This window comes from Paraclostridium bifermentans (genome assembly GCF_019916025.1).
Taxonomy (GTDB): domain Bacteria; phylum Bacillota; class Clostridia; order Peptostreptococcales; family Peptostreptococcaceae; genus Paraclostridium; species Paraclostridium bifermentans.
The window spans coordinates 1-18,625 of the sequence record NZ_CP079740.1; the positions used below are offsets into that span (position 1 = coordinate 1).

At 23.7% G+C, this 18,625-nt stretch carries 17 protein-coding genes; 8 read left to right on the top strand and 9 right to left on the bottom strand.

Annotation, left to right across the window (positions count from 1 at the left end; translation table 11 throughout):
* The first annotated feature begins 151 nt into the window (after positions 1 to 151).
* The 5 genes from KXZ80_RS17260 (at position 152) to KXZ80_RS17280 (ending at position 5,594) form a co-directional block, all read left to right on the top strand.
* The gene (locus tag KXZ80_RS17260; protein WP_021434355.1) at positions 152 to 1,516 is read left to right on the top strand and encodes an RNA polymerase sigma factor; all 1,365 of its coding nucleotides are present in this window, start codon (positions 152 to 154) and stop codon (positions 1,514 to 1,516) included.
* 42 nt (positions 1,517 to 1,558) lie between these two features.
* Entirely contained in the window at positions 1,559 to 2,260 is a 702-nt protein-coding gene (gene srtB / locus KXZ80_RS17265; RefSeq protein ID WP_021434356.1) for a class B sortase, read from the top strand.
* A 213-nt stretch (positions 2,261 to 2,473) separates the two neighbouring features.
* Positions 2,474 to 2,974 (top strand): hypothetical protein, encoded by a 501-nt coding sequence (locus tag KXZ80_RS17270; protein ID WP_021434365.1) that lies wholly within the window; start codon positions 2,474 to 2,476, stop codon positions 2,972 to 2,974.
* An 883-nt stretch (positions 2,975 to 3,857) separates the two neighbouring features.
* Positions 3,858 to 4,556 (top strand): ferric reductase-like transmembrane domain-containing protein, encoded by a 699-nt coding sequence (locus KXZ80_RS17275; protein ID WP_021434394.1) that lies wholly within the window; start codon positions 3,858 to 3,860, stop codon positions 4,554 to 4,556.
* Between the two features lie 732 nt (positions 4,557 to 5,288).
* Positions 5,289 to 5,594: a helix-turn-helix domain-containing protein gene (locus KXZ80_RS17280; protein WP_021434368.1), complete on the top strand. Its 306-nt coding sequence runs from the start codon at positions 5,289 to 5,291 to the stop codon at positions 5,592 to 5,594.
* 1,482 nt (positions 5,595 to 7,076) lie between these two features.
* Here the strand turns inward: KXZ80_RS17280 and KXZ80_RS17285 are convergent.
* The 3 genes from KXZ80_RS17285 to KXZ80_RS17295 form a co-directional block, all read right to left on the bottom strand.
* Entirely contained in the window at positions 7,077 to 7,904 is an 828-nt protein-coding gene (locus KXZ80_RS17285) for an ATP-grasp domain-containing protein (protein ID WP_021434366.1), read from the bottom strand.
* A 436-nt stretch (positions 7,905 to 8,340) separates the two neighbouring features.
* Positions 8,341 to 9,657: a sensor histidine kinase gene (locus KXZ80_RS17290; RefSeq protein ID WP_021434391.1), complete on the bottom strand. Its 1,317-nt coding sequence runs from the start codon at positions 9,655 to 9,657 to the stop codon at positions 8,341 to 8,343.
* Positions 9,651 to 10,361 carry a LytR/AlgR family response regulator transcription factor gene (locus KXZ80_RS17295; RefSeq protein WP_021434390.1) on the bottom strand — a complete coding sequence of 237 codons (711 nt, stop codon included), beginning with the start codon at positions 10,359 to 10,361 and terminating at the stop codon, positions 9,651 to 9,653. The genes KXZ80_RS17290 and KXZ80_RS17295 overlap by 7 nt, the downstream gene beginning before the upstream one ends.
* A 511-nt stretch (positions 10,362 to 10,872) precedes the next feature.
* On the opposite strand from KXZ80_RS17295, the gene KXZ80_RS17300 reads away from it, so the two are divergent.
* The 3 genes from KXZ80_RS17300 to KXZ80_RS17310 all read left to right on the top strand — a co-directional run bounded on the left by KXZ80_RS17300 (position 10,873) and on the right by KXZ80_RS17310 (position 13,830).
* Positions 10,873 to 11,433, top strand: a complete 561-nt coding sequence (locus KXZ80_RS17300) for a hypothetical protein (protein ID WP_021434376.1) — start codon at positions 10,873 to 10,875, stop codon at positions 11,431 to 11,433.
* A gap of 1,122 nt (positions 11,434 to 12,555) precedes the next feature.
* Positions 12,556 to 13,404, top strand: a complete 849-nt coding sequence (locus tag KXZ80_RS17305) for a ParA family protein (RefSeq protein ID WP_021434395.1) — start codon at positions 12,556 to 12,558, stop codon at positions 13,402 to 13,404.
* 72 nt (positions 13,405 to 13,476) lie between these two features.
* A complete protein-coding gene (locus KXZ80_RS17310; protein ID WP_021434384.1) occupies positions 13,477 to 13,830 on the top strand; it encodes a hypothetical protein in 354 nt (117 codons plus the stop codon).
* 54 nt (positions 13,831 to 13,884) lie between these two features.
* On the opposite strand, the gene KXZ80_RS17315 is transcribed toward KXZ80_RS17310, so the two are convergent.
* From KXZ80_RS17315 to KXZ80_RS17340, 6 genes are read right to left on the bottom strand one after another with little or no spacing between them, the layout of a single operon-like run.
* Positions 13,885 to 14,517: a DUF3267 domain-containing protein gene (locus KXZ80_RS17315; RefSeq protein ID WP_021434385.1), complete on the bottom strand. Its 633-nt coding sequence runs from the start codon at positions 14,515 to 14,517 to the stop codon at positions 13,885 to 13,887.
* A 43-nt stretch (positions 14,518 to 14,560) separates the two neighbouring features.
* Entirely contained in the window at positions 14,561 to 15,133 is a 573-nt protein-coding gene (locus KXZ80_RS17320; RefSeq protein ID WP_021434396.1) for a thioredoxin domain-containing protein, read from the bottom strand.
* Positions 15,126 to 15,410, bottom strand: coding sequence for a hypothetical protein (locus KXZ80_RS17325; protein WP_021434389.1), 285 nt, complete (start codon positions 15,408 to 15,410; stop codon positions 15,126 to 15,128). Before KXZ80_RS17325 ends, KXZ80_RS17320 begins: the two co-directional genes overlap by 8 nt.
* A complete protein-coding gene (locus tag KXZ80_RS17330) occupies positions 15,407 to 16,300 on the bottom strand; it encodes a PqqD family protein (RefSeq protein WP_021434357.1) in 894 nt (297 codons plus the stop codon). Before KXZ80_RS17330 ends, KXZ80_RS17325 begins: the two co-directional genes overlap by 4 nt.
* A 45-nt stretch (positions 16,301 to 16,345) precedes the next feature.
* A complete protein-coding gene (locus KXZ80_RS17335; RefSeq protein ID WP_021434371.1) occupies positions 16,346 to 17,809 on the bottom strand; it encodes a hypothetical protein in 1,464 nt (487 codons plus the stop codon).
* Positions 17,766 to 18,521, bottom strand: coding sequence for an ABC transporter ATP-binding protein (locus tag KXZ80_RS17340; protein WP_021434375.1), 756 nt, complete (start codon positions 18,519 to 18,521; stop codon positions 17,766 to 17,768). The genes KXZ80_RS17335 and KXZ80_RS17340 overlap by 44 nt, the downstream gene beginning before the upstream one ends.
* Positions 18,522 to 18,625 lie beyond the last annotated feature (104 nt).

The window sequence follows — 18,625 nt, forward strand, 5'->3', positions numbered from 1 at the left end:
GGGCTTATAAACTCCAAGTATTCTCTATTTTAATATCTGAATTTTTACTCATTAAATATTTTATCTAAAATTTTACTTTCATTTTTATAATTATGGTATTATGTTTAATATTAATTAGATTTTAAATTAATATTAGGAGGACATTTGATAATTGAGTAGCTTAAAGTATTTAAAAATAAGTAAACTTGTATCTAAATGTAAAAATGGAGACTCTCAAGCTTTTTCAGATTTGTATTCTTTAACTTATCAAAAGGTTTATTTCCTATCTTTAAATATTTTAAAGGATAAGTCTATGGCAGAAGACGCCGTGCAAGAAGTATTTTTGATTGTTCTAAAATCACTTGATAAGTTAGAATCCCCTGAATTATTTATAGCATGGATAAATAAAATTACATACAATTATTGCATTAAAGAGCTTTCCAAGGTGAAAAAATTTGGAGAGGTTCATTCGGATTATGTTTTGCCTACGATAAGCGATAATTCAAAGGGTGTTGATCCTATTGAATCATATATTCTAAAAGAAAGTAATTGCGAATTGATGAATTTAATTAATAAGCTTTCATCTATACATTCAACAATACTTATTTTAAAATATTTCGATGATCTAAAAATTTCAGAGATTGCATATGTTTTAAACATTTCTGAAGGTACTGTAAAAAGTAGGCTAAGTAATGCAAAGAAAAATTTATATAAATTATATTCTGAAGAAAGAAAAGCTAATAGAAAAATGTATGGATTTATGCTATTTGCGTTCTTTAAAAAGGCATCTAATGAAAACTTACTAAATTTAAATTCCTCAAAAAATATTTTGGGAAATGTATTATATAAGTCTCATTTTAATCTAGGTAAAAGTTTTAAATTCAAAATTAACCATAAACAAGGTATGTCGAAAACTATGGCAGTTTCACTAACTACCTCAATAGTGGTGTCTACTTCTGTTTTAGGTATTTATGAAATCACCAAATATGATTTTTCAAATGTAGGTAATTTATCTTCTAAATCTAATTTATTATATACTATAAATATATCAATAAGTGATACATCTAAAATTACAAATAATCCAGTTTTAGTAGATATTCAAGTAAAGGATAAGTCTCTAGTAAATGATTTGTATATTAAACTTGGTAATTCTGAAAAACTCTTTGGTAACTATGTAAATCAATCTACTTATAGATTTAAAATCACTAAAAATGGGGATTATAAGGTATTTGTAAACTTTAAACAACACTCTCCTCTAATTCAGGAATTTAAAATTAATTGTATAGATACAGAATCTCCAAATATTATAAACTACACATATGATAGTGATAAAATTATAATTAGCTTAAAGGACTCTAGTAGTGGAATAGATTTTAATAAGATTTATTTAAAAGATTCTAATGAAAAAATTTTAAATATCCAATCAATAGACAAAGATAAAGGTATTATTGTTGTAAAAATAAGTAATTTACCTTTATACTTAACTATATATGATATTGTTGGAAATAAAGCTGTGTATAATATAAAAAAGGTATAGGTTTCAAAATATATAAACTTAATGTATAAGGATAATTTAAAAATGAAAAAAATACGATGGATAATAAACTTACTACTTTTAATTATACTGTTGTTTAGCTCTTATAAAATAATAAACAAATTTGTACAGTATAATAAAGCTGATAAAGTATATGATAAAATTTACAAAATAAAAGAATCACAACAAGATAACAATGATAATTCAGTAGACTTATCTTATATTAATAAAGACTATAGAGGGTGGTTAGATGTAGATGGTACAAATATTCACTATCCAATAGTTCAATCAAGTAATAATGAGTTCTATTTAAATAAAGATATGGATAAAAATTATCTAGAGTCAGGATCTATCTTCCTGGATTACCAAAATGATAAATTTAATGATTGCAATACAGTACTTTATGGACACAGTATGAGGAATAGAACTATGTTTGGCCAACTGAAAAAATTTAAAAATGAAGATTTTTTTAATAAATATAAAACTATATCTATATCTGAGCCTGATGGTACTGTTTTAAACTATACAATATTTTCTGTGTATGTAACTGATTCTAGCAATGTTTACAATAAAACTTCATTTGCTTCTAAGGAAGATTTTAATAATTTTTTAAGTAAAATAAAAAAAGATTCTTTGTTTACATCTTCAGTAAATGTTGATTCATACGATAAAATTTTAACCTTATCTACATGCAGTTATGAGTTTGATAATGCTCGAATGGTTGTTCATGCAAAACTTAATAAATAGAAAAGCATACTTAAATATTTGAGTATGCTTTTCTATTTATTAAGTATATATTGTCGTCAATATATACGAAAATTTTATTTTTCGATAAACTTCACTTGAATTAGACACATAAAAAACATTTTTGAATATATTAATATTGTAGTTAAATAATTTTTTATAAACCTAAGTGATTATTTATACTATAAATTTATCATAAGTATAGGTGAAAAATATATGTCATATTCAAATTGTTGTGGTCATAACGATTGTAGACCTTGTGTAGAATATATACCTTGTTTCGGGCCTGCAGGACCAGTAGGACCAACTGCTACAAATCAATTTTTATCTTTAGGTGCAGGTTCTGCAGCAATTCTTGCTGTACAAACACCAATAACTTTTAGCTCTACTCTTGCTACTAATGGAACTGATATAGCTGGATTAAACCCTATAATATTAGCACCTAATCATAGTTACTACGTTTCATATAATATTAATGCAACTTCTACAGCTACACCAGGTACTCTTAGTGGTGTACTTTTACTAAACGGTGCTTCTATAACATCAAGTACTGCAAGTATTACTACTACAGGTATTGGATCTGAAAGTATCGCTGGGCAAGCTATAATAAGAACAACAGGTAATACAACGTCAACATTACAACTTGCAACAACTGCTTCTGCTATCAATATATTTACATTAGCAAATGCAGGTATTTCAGTAATAGAAATATTATAAAATCTTTTATATTTAATTTATAAACTTTATGTATTAAGGGGTTATAACTTACTTTTTAAAATTAAGTTATAACCCCCACCTATACTATAAATATATATTTATCCATTTAAATATTATGATTTTTACTCTAATTAGTATATTAACTACCAAAATTCATATTTAAATAAGATTTTGAATCATGCTAAAAATATACTTTTTTGTAGTATACTATATATCAAAAACTTTGTATTAACTATATTTTTAATTATAGTTAATTTTATAATATCCGTATTAGAAATAAAAGCAGTACAAAAACTAAATACTTACTTACATGAGGTTATAATATGAACATACATTTACATATTTTTATCACTACAATAAACATTTTAGTTTCAATGTTTATATTTGCTTTATATTTATATTTTAAGAAAAGTAGCAACAATCTCCTTTCTCACAATTATAATAATTACAGAGCTAATATATTTAGATCTATAATTTTAATTTTTTTAACAACTATTTATATATATAACTTTTATTTGCCCAAACATACAATTATGTTTACAATTCTTGAATCAAATCTATTATTAGTTGTTGCATATAGACTCAAAAATTTAATCTCTTTATAGCATATTAGCAAGTTAGCTAAAGTTCAGTATTTTTACTTTAGCCAACTTGTTTTTTAAATTAGATATTACAATTACTCTAATTTAAATCTCTAAAACCACAATCTATTAATCTTAATTATCAATTCTAATACACTTCTTTTTTATTACTTTAACTATATTTTTTATTATTGAAATTAAATAATTAGATTTTTTACAAAAACTTGTTGACCTAGTTAAAATTTTATTATACAATTTTATTGAAATTAATTATCATTATAAAATGAAAAGGAGAATCAAAAATGTTATTGATTTACTCACTGATATTTACAATAGTAGTATCATTATTTTGTACGTCTAGTATTAAAAAGCATTCAAGCTTATACTACATAATTGCTTTGACTATAGCTTTGCTAACTAGTTACATAAATCTTTACGGAGAAACATACAATATAGAGCTACAAGGGCCTCTACTAGCATCTTATAAATCATCAATGAAAGGTATTTTATCTGTATCTTTCTTTATTATCGTAATGTTTACAGGGGCTCTTGATAGAAAGTATGCTATAACTAAAAAACTATTAAGTATAAGAGCTCAATTAGCTATACTAGGATCTATACTTATACTTCCACATGGCTTAATATATACATATTTTATATTTGGAGATTTTGTTAAATCACTTACTCTTCCTGGATTATCTATGATTCATTTGACTATAGGTTTAGTTGCATTTTTAGTTATGATTCCATTATTTATTACTTCATTTAAATTTGTTAGAATCAAAATTAAGTATGTTAAATGGAAAAAAATACAAAGATGGTCGTACTTATTTTATGGGTTAACTTATTTGCATGTAGCTCTTATTCTTTTAAATAAAGATCATATAGATATATTAAAAATTGTTATTTATTCTACAATTTTTATAGTTTATACAATGCTTAGAATCATGAAATGCTTTAATGAAAAGAAAGTTAAATCAATGAAAGTATCAAGTATTTAGTTGAAGTTTTCAACCCCATTTTGAATAAAAAAAGGATGTCTTTTTTAGGTATCCTTTTTTTATACTTATTACAGGCAAATTGATGCGATTATTGCAGCCTGTGTAACTTATTTGAATTGTAGGACAAATATCCTACAATATTTATCCTACAAATTAAATCTATTTTAGATTTTGTTATCTAACTTAAATAAATATTTAATAATTATTTAATAATTATTAAATATTTTTATGTGTATTATTTTGTATTTGCTTTCAATACGTCCCAATAGTTTTAACTTTGTCGGACAAGTGTCATACATCGTTAAATGCGTATCAATTTTGATACATCTGTTTCAATCCTGTAACATATATTGATTTTAAAAATCAGCGTGCTATACTATAAAAATTAAGAGGGTTAAAATACAGGTGTTTGTGATATAATCACATTTGATTATTTTTTATGTTATTAAGAATACCTTCATAGGTAATAGGTTTTTACATATCATTCTTAAAACAGTTAAATAAAATATATATTAATAATATAGAAAATAAGTTTATATGGTATATGTCTTTATATAATTAGACTTATACCATTTTTTTTATTAAAATACTTCAAATAACCTCTAACACCTAGTATATGAATTGGCTTATAATATATCCGGGGGATTCAATTAGATACAAACCTTAATAAATATCTAATTGATTTAAAGTTATACAAATTTTAATACATAGAATAATTTGGAGGAAATTAAAATGGCAAATGGGAGTTTTAAGGGTCTATATACGTTTCAACAAGTAGCAGATATTTATGGGTTAGATAATTCAACGTTACGAAAACAAGTATCAAATGGAAAGCTAATCGACAATGTTGAGGTAAAAAAATTTGGTAAAACTTGGTTAATAACAGAACAATCTATGATAAAACACTTTGGTGTTGATGAATTTAATTTGTATATTGGTAAAATTACTTTAGACGATTTAGATGAAGTGAAACAGAAAAAAATTAAAAAGAAAATGGATAAAAAGTCTGAGTTAAATGAACTTAAAATAGGTATTTAAAAAGTATAAATATAATCTTTTTCATTATACAATTTTTTTCATAATGAAAAAGATTATATTTATTTTTTTACTCATTAAACTTTAAGGTATTGTAAAAAGAAATAGTTATATTTGAATCGACTTGAATTATGATTTATCTGAATCTAGATTAATAGATTTGAAATATAATAAATTTGTGTTAGATTTGTATATATGGTCATATAAATTTTATTAAAAAATCTAATTTAAAGTATTAATTTTTCTGTTTGCTAGACGTATATCTAATATACCTAAACAATTATACTTTTTATATAATTTAAATAGAATCAATTAAAACCCTATATTTTTATTGATAGAGTTATATAAAACCTAATTATGTTTTGTTTTAATTTTTTATACTTAATACAAGTAGAATTACATTTTACCCTCATTGTATTAAATTATTAAGATTTGTCCTAATTAGCCTTCTACACACTAACCTATATAAACGGTGGCGTATGAAGGTTAATTTGCTTATATACTATTTTTTTGTAATATTGAATTATATAATAAGACTTGTTCTAGTCAACTTCTCTATAATTAACATCTATTATTTTATCATTTTCTAAAAAAACATCTTCATTATTTCTTTTGTTTTTAACAATATATATTATAATTCCTATTATTAATAATAATGTCATAGTAACTCCTCCATTTTTATTATGTCTTAAATTTTCAATTTATATTATTGGTTTGCTATTTCTAATTCATTTTTTAATAAACCGGCTCCTACTGCTAGTATAAATGGAACTATCATTAAACTCCCTATTATTGTTGTCATCTTATTGTTCCTCCCTCATTTTGTATCCTATAATCTTATATTATCTAACTGCTTTACCATTCTATTGTTGGTTAGCTGCATCTAGTTCATTACTTACTAGTCCTGCGCCTACTGCTAATATAAACGGTGCCATCACTACACTGCATATTACTATCATATATAATTTCTCCTTCGCCTTTTTATATTTATTCTATACACTCAAATTAATTTTAAGTTTTATTGATTTGCCATTTCTAGTTCATTGCTTACTATCCCTGCGCCTACTGCTAATATGAATGGAACTATCATTAAACTCCCTATTACTATTGCCATCTTATTATTCCTCCCTTGTTTTTTATCTTATATTCTTATATTACATCTTTAATCTTAAACATTTCTTAAATATTTTAAACGTCTATTGTTAGTTAGCTACTTCTAATTCACTACTTACTAGCCCTGCTCCTACTGCTAGTACGAATGGAACTATCATTAAAACTCCTATTATTGTCATATATAATTCCTCCTTTGTTTTATTTGTTAACTCTATTATACATTTACATACTTAAAATAGCCTTTCACCAACCTTAAAGATTTCTTACATTTTTGATATGTTAAATTTATTATTATAATAAGTCTAAAAACAACAAAAATAGATATATAAAAGGAGCATCATTAATGATGCTCCTTTTATATATCTATTTTTGTTAATTACCGTTTAAAACATTTTCAATTGATTTTTTTAGTGATTCAATAAATTTATTTTGAAGTTGATTTGATAATTCTAATACAGATAGATACGGGTTTAAATCTTCTAATTCAACAAGTAAAAGATTGCCTTCTTCATCTCTGCATGCATCAATCCTTTGAATACCATGATCTATATTATTCCATTCAACAAACTTCATCGCAAACTCTAAGTCAGATGTAGTTGCATCATATTCTTTTAATTCCCATCTCTTTCTTTTATCCGGGGCATAAAGAGCATATTGAAACTCTTTATCTATATAGTAAAAAGACACTTCATATTCAAAGTTTATCGCTGGCTGAATTAATGTATTAAAATCATCCTTTAGAACTTTTTCATATAATTCTTCTTTTGTTACAAATTCCATTCCTATTGAATCTGCCCCATCTTTTGGCTTTATAACATATTTATCTACTTTAGGTAGTTTATTAATATTATTAATTGAATCTACAGTGCTGATTACAGGATATCCTAAATTAGTTAATTCAATCAAATAATCCTTGCCATTCATATCTCCCTTTCCATCAAATGAGTTATATGTCTTTAAATTATTTCTTTTTATTTTTTCTCTAAAATTATTATACTCTTTAGGAAAATTTGCAACAGGACCTGCATTTCTAAATATAGTTAAGTCAAAATCATCATTAAACTTATTCATATCTTTTGGATTGCAAATAACTAGGTTAAATTTATCTACTAATTTAGATGTTATAAAAAGATCTTCTTGATAGTAGTTTCTTCCGTTCGCTTTATAATATAAATCTGTTACGAATAATATTTTTTTCATAATAGCGCACTCCTTTTTAATACATTCTATCAGATTGAAAAATATTTACAATAAATTTTTAAAATTCAGAATTATTATTTCATAAATAATTAAATACTTCTTCTATTTTCATTTTTGACCAAAATTCTTGTTTATTTTAAGTTTAAAAAGTCAAAATAATTCCAATTTTTTTGACTTTTTTAAATTTAATGATGTATATATTATAGTGTTTTCAATATATGCATCATTAAATCCATTTATATTTTTTATATTCCTCTTAATTTTTAACTTTTAATAAATAATCCACTTATAAAATAATATATTGTTGCATTTGAAAAATTAATACATTAAGAGTTAAACTATTTTTTTAATGGGTAATATAAACATAAGCACCTTCTAATTTAACATAATAAAAAAGCACATAAAATATAGAGTCTATATTTTATGTGCTTTTTTATTATGACTTTATAGGTATCATTATCTTCAAAATAAATTCAGTCTCAGAAAAGTTCACAGCAACTTCTCCATCATACTTATCTACAGTTCTTTTTATACTTGCTAATCCTATACCATGTTCATATTTATTATATTTACTTGTTTGTATTCCCTTTTTTGTAAGGTTAATTTTATTTTGTTTAGTATTTATAATTTTTATTATGCAAAACTGTTTAATATAGGTTACTTTTACCTCTATTTTTCTATCAATACAACAATCTATTAATTTACATGCCTCTATTGAGTTATCTAACGCATTTCCAAATATGGAACATACATCTATATTACTTATAAACCCTAGTTTTGAGAAATTTATATTCGATTCAAACTTAATGTTGTATTTATTACACTCATGTATCTTTTGGCTTAAAATTATATCTAAAGTCTCATTCCCTGTATGAGAAATACTATCGAACATTCTTATTTCGAAACTTAAGTTATCTATGTATTTAATAATATCTTCTTTACTATTATAATTTTTTATACACATCATATGATTCTTTAAATCATGATATACATGCCTTAAGCTACTATGGACCTCATATATATTTTCATAATTTTTGTAATTCATTTGAGTCCTTTCATTTATAAGCTCTGTTTCAAGCTTAAGTCTATCAGATCTTCTAATTCTAGCTATAACTACTAGTAATGAAATAGTTGATAACATTAAAAGCATTGTAATTAATATTAAAAATACAATATTTAATTTGCTTAATATACTATTTAAAAAATTATATCCAAAAACTAATAATAAACTTAATATATTATAACTTATCGAAAGACCTATAAGAGCCATATCTTTTGGTTTAAACTCTAATGCCAATTTAAAGTATCTTAATAATACAAATTCTATTAAAAGTAATACTTTAGATAGTATAATTGCTTGAATTACATACCTTTTTTGATTTATTATGTAATTTAGATCTGATATATTGTTAATTGCTGCTATAGCCCCAATTGATGTAGTCTCTACAACCATTACACTTATCCAAAACAATATAGTCACTATTAGACATTTCACTAAAACTTCATCATATACTAGGTTATAGTATATGATTCCAAATATTATATATAATAAAATTCTAAAATTTCTAAATATATTTGATACACTTACCACTACTAAAATACAAATTAAAATGCCTATATACTGCAAAATCTTTATATTACTAATCTTTCTAATACTTACTACATCTAGTGTGCAAAAAAATATTATAAAATTCATAAATACTATTGAGACTTTAAATATGTCTCTAGTGTCTATACCTACTTTATTTAACATACTATATCCCCTAGAGTATTGGTTATAGCTAGTTTTAATCCTTTCGTTCTATACCTACTTACTGGTATTTTTATATGATCTATAAATATGTATTCTCCATCCATTGATTCAATTTCTTTTAAATTAACTAAGAAACTATTGTGACATCTATAAAAACTGTATTCTTCTAATATTCCTTCAATCTTCCTCATACTCATCCTTACACTATGAATCTTTTTCCTTGTATAAATTAATAAATTCGGTCTTTGAGTTTCAATATACAATATAGAATCTATGTTTATTCTATCTATATAGTTCTTTGTATTAATTGTTAAATAGTTACTATTGCTTCTTTTTACTTCTTTTACACAAGGTGTTATATGTTTATTTAATTTATCGAAATCTATAGGTTTTAATAGGTATCTATAAGCTCTTACTTCATATCCTTCTTGCATAAATTCAGAATAGGAAGTCATAAATATAATTTCTACTTTACTATCAAATGTTCTAATCCTTCTAGCTGTATTCATACCATCGATGCCATCCATTTGTATATCTAAAATCAAGATATCTAAATTATTAGGGTAATTCTCTAGTAGTTCTTCTCCAGATGTAAATTCATGTATTTCGTAACTCTGTACATTTGATTGTAATATTTCTTCTAAATATTTTCTAATAATTGACCTATAATGCTTTTCATCATCGCATATGCCAAGTACAACCATTTAAAAATCCCCCTAACATATTTTTTGTCATTACATAATATCTTATATCGGTACCTTTTTCTAGTTTTTAAAGATAATTATCTCATTTTAGTTATCTTTTAATTGTTAAATTTAATTAACTTAACACAAAAAGAAGTATTCAATTTGAATACTTCTTTTGTTAAGTTAATTAAATTTATGTTTATAACCCTAAAACACAACTATTAAAAATCTAAATATACCCTTTTCTATTTAGATTTTAATTAACTTTTATATACTTTTATCGACACTATGAGTTTGAATTTGAATTGAGATACTTAGTTCATACTTTTATGTATGTACTTATTTACAAACTATATAAAAAGTATACGTCTTAAAAAAACTTTGTTCAATGCTTTGTTGCATACTAGACCTTAACTTATGCATTTTAGATATTTTTTAATTAAAAGCTAAATTTCAACTAAATACGCAATTTTTAAATAGTATAATAATATGGAGGACTAGTGTCCTCCATATTGTTGGGGGTGGTAACTTGGAAAATAAGAAAGATTGGAGCTATGATAAAAAAATAAATTATATAATTACTCTACAGGAAAAAGGGCTATCAAGAAAAGAAATTGCTGAAAAAATGAGTTATACAAGAGTTGATACTTTAGATAGATTCATGAAAAAATATGGATATCAAAAATTTGATGGTAAATTCATTTTAACCATAGATAATATATATCCTAAACATAACTCAAACTCACTTATTTCAAGCAATTATGACCCATTTACAGTAAATTCAAATCAGCTATTTAATAATTATGAAATTCAAGAAAAACTATTAAATATAGTTAAAAATTACGATAAGATAATTAGTCTTATAAATAACTTTGAATCTAAGGAGGACAATTGTCCTATAGATGTAATCGAGGTAAAGACTGGCCTTCAAATAAATTTCAATAAATCCGAAGTTATAAAAACTACAATCAGATTAGATAAAGATATATGGAATGATTTTTCTGATTTATGTAAAAATAAATATTCTCATTTAAATAAACATGACATTATAAGTAAAGCATTTTTAGAGTTTATAGATAAATATAATTAATTTTATTAATATCTAACTTTTAAATGTAACACTAACTCAAACCTAATATAATCAATTGGTGACTGCATACATATATTAGTTGATAAAATAAGGAGGACAAACGTCCTCCTTATTTTATTTATAAGTCTATATTTATATATTTCGCTTATCATATCCCTTTATAATTATTTTAACATGACGATAATTATATTTAGAATCACTATTTATTTAATATAACAATGAGGTGACCCCTATGAGAATCGAGTACAATGACAATAAATCTATTTTTAAATTCAACTTTTTAAAAAACAAAGATTTGAAAAAGCAAAGTAACTTTTATTTTATTTTTGGAGTAATAATTTATATAATTTATACCATTAATACTTTAAAATCTTATACTATAATAGATGGAAGTTTTGAGGTGTTTTTCATTAGCTTATTTTTTAATTTTATATTAATGATTTTAACTTTTATAATTTTTCATTTAGTCTATTTTACAAAATATAATAGTGAATTTATACCTACAAATACTACTTTAATTATTACAATAATTACTTTTCTGCCATCTGTAGTATTATTGTTTTTATCTATTTGAAAATTCACATTTATAAAATAATCAGCATATATTTAAAAGTAATTAAATATACATTTAATAGTGTATTTAATAATTATCTCTAATTTTGAAAGAGACTTGTTATCACGAAATAAGTCTCTTTTTTCTATACTTAAATAACATTTTCAACATTAAATTAATAAATTAAAAAAATAAAAATGAGGTGTTAGTGTAATGTTTTTACTAAACTTTATAGGCATAAACTATTCAAACTGGCTCTGGATTGATTATGCTTTATTTGTATTTGCTATATTTATAATATTAAGTGTAATTTTCTATTTTGGTAATGGTTTCTATATTGTTTTCAAACAGAAAAAGGCTTCTAAAAAACAAAATACCAAATCTAATTAATTTAAAACTGAATTATATAATAGTATTAATATTTTATTTTTAAAGAGCTATATTTTTAGCTCTTTATTTTTAATCTTTATAAATAGATTAAATTAGTATTTAAAAATAATTTAATTAATGATAAAATATATATTAAACTACTATTAAATGTATATTTAATATAAAAAGGAGTAATAAAAGTGGCTAAAAATCAAACAATTTTAACACATATGAGCTTTAAGGGTGGTAGTTCCAAAACATGTTTAAATCTAAATTTTATACATCAATTTTGTACAAACTATCCCCATAAAAAAGTATTGTTTATAGATGCTGATCCTCAATCAAATGCATCAGTATTTTTATTAGGAGAAGAAGTAATTCAATCCAATATATATACTTTGAAAGATGGGTTAGAAAGCAATATTGAAATAGATAAGTTAATTATGAAATCTCCGCTAAGTAAATTTCAAAATTTAGATATTATAGCAAGTAATATAGATATGGTTACTCTTGAATTAGTTCTTAATACAAAAGCCGGTAAGGAATATACTTTATTGAATTACTTAACTGACGATAAGAATATAGATGTTTTTTCAGAATATGATTTAGTATTATTTGATTTAAATCCTGCTATATCTGTTTTAAATACAAATGTATTTATATGTTGTACAGATATTGTGCCTATAATAAACTACGGATGTTATAGCACTCTAACAGGTTATGATTTGTTATTAAAAACCTATGGAGATATAAAGAAAGCTCTTAGAATAGATAAAGATGATATAAGAAAACCAGTTATCACTAAATTTGAAAAACAAGAAAACAATAAAATAAAAATGTGGTTAGAGTGTGCTACAGAAAAAGGAATTTTAGGAAATACATTTAAACAAACTATGAGAAAGTCTGTTCACTATGAAAACTCAATATTATATAACGAATCGATTAGTGAGTATGTGAAAGTTAAAGAAAGAAAAATAAAAACTGATATAGGAAATGAAATTTCCGACTTAATAAATGAATACATAGAAGAAGGTTTAATAGTTATTTAATAAAAATTTTATAATTATTAAAAATACATTTAATCAATATTAAATATTTATTAAATATTAGGAGAGAAAGCTATGAATATTGAAAATCCAATGTTAAATAAAAAAAGCAGTTTATTAAACATAAAACAAAAAGTAGATGAAAAATCAACGGGCCAAGAATTTATTGAGAATAAAAATACTGATATTAATGTATTTGACTTAATAAATAAACCAAAATTAAAAGAAGAAAAAGTTATGATTGGAATTAAATTAAAAAAGGAAATCGCTGATAAGGTTAAATCTTTTTCTTATGAAAATAATATGACTGTTTCTCAAGTCTTAGAAGATATCGTCTGTAAAATGTTTGACTCAGTTGAACTTAATGTAGATGCCTTAACTGCATATGAAGAGAAGTATAAAAAAAAATCAAAGAAAAATAAAAAATAATTAATAAATGTATAAAAAAGGGAGGACAATTGTCCTCCCTTTTTTATACATTTATTAATCTAAATTAGATACTTTACTACTCTTGTAGAAAGTTTTTATTCCATTGTTTTTTATCTTGCTATTTCTTGGAGCTTGAAAAAACAATAGTATAAAAGATAATACATCTACTGATGCTCCTGCAGCATTAACAATTTCCAAAATTAAAATAATCATAGGGTTTACCCCTAATAAGGTCATTATAATTGGCATTACAAATGACAATATTATAAATGGCATTATAGTTACTATCAAGTATCTATTTCTACTAATTATTTCTTCTGTATAAACAAAACCACCCCATAGTTTTACTGAAATAAATGTTGATTTAGAGTTTGCAAAGTTTGGAATACATACTAAATGAATAACTTCATGTAAAAATATATACATATATATGTATACTATATATACAGGCTTAATTGTAAAAACAAATTTTCCATCATAAAAAATAGAGTTTATAATTGTCAATAAGTCTTTATTTATAAGCTTAATAAAAAATATACATAAATAAATATTTATAATTGATATAGGTAATGATATTAGAGTTGCTGTCACTAAGTTTCGAGGTTCTTTTAACATTTTCCAACCAGTACTAAGCATGTCCTTATTTAAATTAATATCTGTATCTGGTATTTTACTTATATACTTCATAAAAATTTCCTTTCATTTACATGTATGCGTATTCTATATATACTTATTTTACATCACTTATCATTTTATTGAACTCTTTTTCTGTAAATGATCCAACATGCTTTTCACCATTTAAATAAAATGTAGGTATAAAATCTATCCCAAGATCATCTCTTTCAGACAGAATATGTTTTTGCATCTCAACTCTATCTTTTTTAATAGCACCTAGTTTAAAAAACTCTTCAACATCTTTCACGTTTTTCATTTTACTCCATGTTTTATAATTATCCATTATATAATCTACCGTTTCTATTTTATCTAAGTTATCAATTCTGTTGAATATAACATCATCATACTTAAACTTTTCAAAATCAACATGCTTTACTACATAATATATTTCACCATTTTTAATTTTATCTCTTAATGTATCTCCTATATTTTCATGTAACTCATAGCAGTCTATACATTGAAAACTCATGTATTCTACCAATTTTATTTTGGCATTAGGGTCTCCATATGCTAGTCCATACTTTGTATCTATAGTTTCTTTACCTTTAGAGTATATTGAATATGCTGATATACAGATTGTAATAAAAGCAATAAATAAAACTAATTTAACTACTCTTTTCTTATCCATTTGCCCTCTTTCCTTTTTCATAGAAATTTTTACAAAACTTCGTTCTTGAAACTATGAATACTAATCCAATAAGTACTATATATAAAACTATGTATATCAAAACTAAGTTTGAACTTATGTTTAATTTGAAACTACTTTGTGCTATATCTAGTACAACTCCACCATTAAATAAATTTACGCTTTTGTTACTTATCAAGGAATATAACAAGTAAAAAACTATACTAAACGGTATAAGTATAAAATATGCAGCAGATACAATTCCTAATGTTTTTTTCATTTTATAGCTCCCTTCATTAGTTTCTTCATTAGAATTTTTCTAAGTATTCCTTTCCCATCTTGTGTAAAAGGTAATAGATTTATTACATTAATTGCAAATCCTATTCCTAGAGTAAATATCATTACACTTTGTATTTTTATTGAAATTACTATTATTATGATTCCTAAAACGCTTGGAATCAATGGTCCTAGTAAAATAGATAATAAACTAGATTCTGTATTTACCTTAACTATGCTTACAGTAAATCTTCTTGCTAATATGTATCCACGAAATTCCTGATTTTGAATTTTACTAACAGCTATATGAATCCATTCATGCATAACAAATCCACCTATAATTGAAAGTATAAAAACCAAGTAGCAGTCAATGGCATAATTTATCTTCTCATTAAACTCAGATACTAAATTATGTTTAAATAAGTAAATAGTTATAAAAGTAATCATCCACATTACAAACAACTTTTTTGTTACTACATAAATCAAAAGAGTCAAAGATCCAAATTTAGATTCAGAAACAGAGTATCTTTTCTTATACACATATTGAAATATACTTATGTTTAAAAATAAAACTACTATTTTATTCCCTATTACCTTACTTTCAACTAAGTTTTTATCTTGTAAATTGCTTAATATATTTATTACATCTCTTTCTAATACAGTCTTTTTTACATTATACTTTTTGAGTAGCGCTATAACTATGTCATCTATAGTGTTTTTGCCATTAACCAATTTTAAAATTTCATAAGCAACCCCATTTAGTGTAATGCTTTTATTTAAATCCTTATCAAAAATTAAATTTTCATTTAAATCTACGCTATTAGGAATAATAAAAACTGTTTTTATTTTTAATAATTCTTTTATCTTTTCAATTAAAAATGTAAATAGGTTCATCTAATCTCTCCTTTATAAATTAAAATGTATTATTTAAATATAAATTTAATCTAACTTAGAATTTAACTTATAAAGCTTTGGTATCATCAGCGTTATAGCTACTACAGATATTAAAATAAGTTGATATATATATGCACCACTAAATGTTAGTGATATTATAGAAATCAAAATACATATTGCCGCAAAAGATAAAAATACAATTATATTTGAAAATGGCTCTTTTTCTCTAACTGGAATTACAATACCATATGTGTAAATCACTATAACCCCCATTGCAGTATACATTAATCCACTTTTAAATAATTCTATATTTATACCTAAATATGTAAATACGATGAAAAATAGTATCGTATATAGCAATATTCCAATAATAAGATTCCCTATTAGTTTCCCATAAGAAATTAACTTACTAGAAATAGGAACTATATTAGAGTAAATAGTGAAATTTCTATCTTCACCAAATGAACTTAGTGCGAATATTGAACAAAAACTTGATAAAATTAAATTAGCAATTGTTTTGTCTATAGTGTTTGGATCCAAAAACCCTACAGATATAATTATGCATATTAATACAAAGAAATTTGAAATATTAGTCTCACTTCGTACAATATGTTTAACTTCTTTTATTACAATCCATAACATTTTACCTTTGTATTTTGGTATATATTTAAAAATCATTAAATTTCTATTATCAAGTTCAATTCCAGCAAATATAATCGTTATTAATATTCCTAAAATCAAAATTATTCCACTTAAAGTCAAACCAACTTTTGCATCTTTATAGTTAAAATATCCATATCCCAAACACATATCTATAACGGGTAATAAAATATTTACTATTGATACCTTATATGAGTTACTTTTAACTAAAAGACTATCTAGGTTAATTTTACTAACTAAATAAATAAACGTATTTATACCTAAAATAATTGAGGCTAATTCTCTGATAAATTTTTTATGTGATATAAAGTACAGTAATCTAATTATTAATAGATAAATAATATTTAATAAGAAATATATCAATAATGATTGCAAAATTACAGATATTAAATATATAATAATAATTTTTATATTAACCTTGGATCCGATAAATGATGGTAGGTGAAAAAATGTTACATAGCATAGATTGGTAATAATTATAAAAAATAATTCTTGAATTGTTTGTGCACATATCTTTTCTTTCTTTGTAAGAGGTAACCATTTTATTATTTTGCTATAATTACTGCTATCATTGTCTGAGTTAATTAGTATTATGTATATAACAAAAGTAATTAAAGTTACATTTAACATACTTGAGGAAATAAATGAAAAAAGCATACTTTTATTTCCGCTAATAATAGCATTAATCATAGGCGAAAATATCTTATACGATATAATAGCTCCTAAAAGAATAAAAAATGGGACTACAATAGATATAAAAACAAAGTATTTTTTAATTTTATTATATAAACTATTTTTAACTCCCTTAAGCATTGTTGTTAAAATTAGAAATGATTTCTCCAATCTCATTTTTTCTGTCCTCCCCTATAGCAACTTTCATAAAAACTTCTTCTAAGTCTTCACATTCAAATTCTTCTTTTAAACGATGACTTGTGCCCTTTGCTACAGTATTACCTTTATAAAGCATTATTACCTCATCCGATAATTCCTCAATTAAATTTAAATCATGTGAGCATAATAATATACTTCCTGAGCTTATAAAGCTCTTAAAAAGCTGTTTTGTTATTATAATTGACTCTATATCTAACCCCCTGAAAGGTTCATCAATAATTATTACCTCGCTTTCTAATGAGAAAGCAACTATTATCTGAATTTTTTTCTTCATTCCATGTGAATATTCTTTTATCAAAATATCTAAAAAGTCTTGCATATTATACAGTTGAATTAATTTTTTTAATTTATCACTTTTCTTTATAGAGTATACTGATAAAATAAAATCTATATATTCTCTCCCAGTCAAAGATTCCGGTAGTATCAAGTCATCTGGGATGTATCCAACTTTCTGTTTAAATTCTAGACTATCATTTTTATAATTTTCATATAATATCTTACCTGTATCTCTTTTGATAGTCCCTAAGATTAAATTAATTGTTGTAGTCTTTCCAGATCCATTAGGGCCTACAAGCCCTAAAACTTTATTTTTATTTAAAGAAAAACTGAGATTTTTTATAGCAACAATTTTATTGTTATAAGTTTTTGTCAAGTTATCTACATAAAGCATAGTTTACACATTCCTCCCAGTACTTAAATCAATTTATAGACTTAGGTGTCCTAAATTTAAATCTTTATCTTTTGTTATAGTTTTAAATTTTTTAGTATAATTTT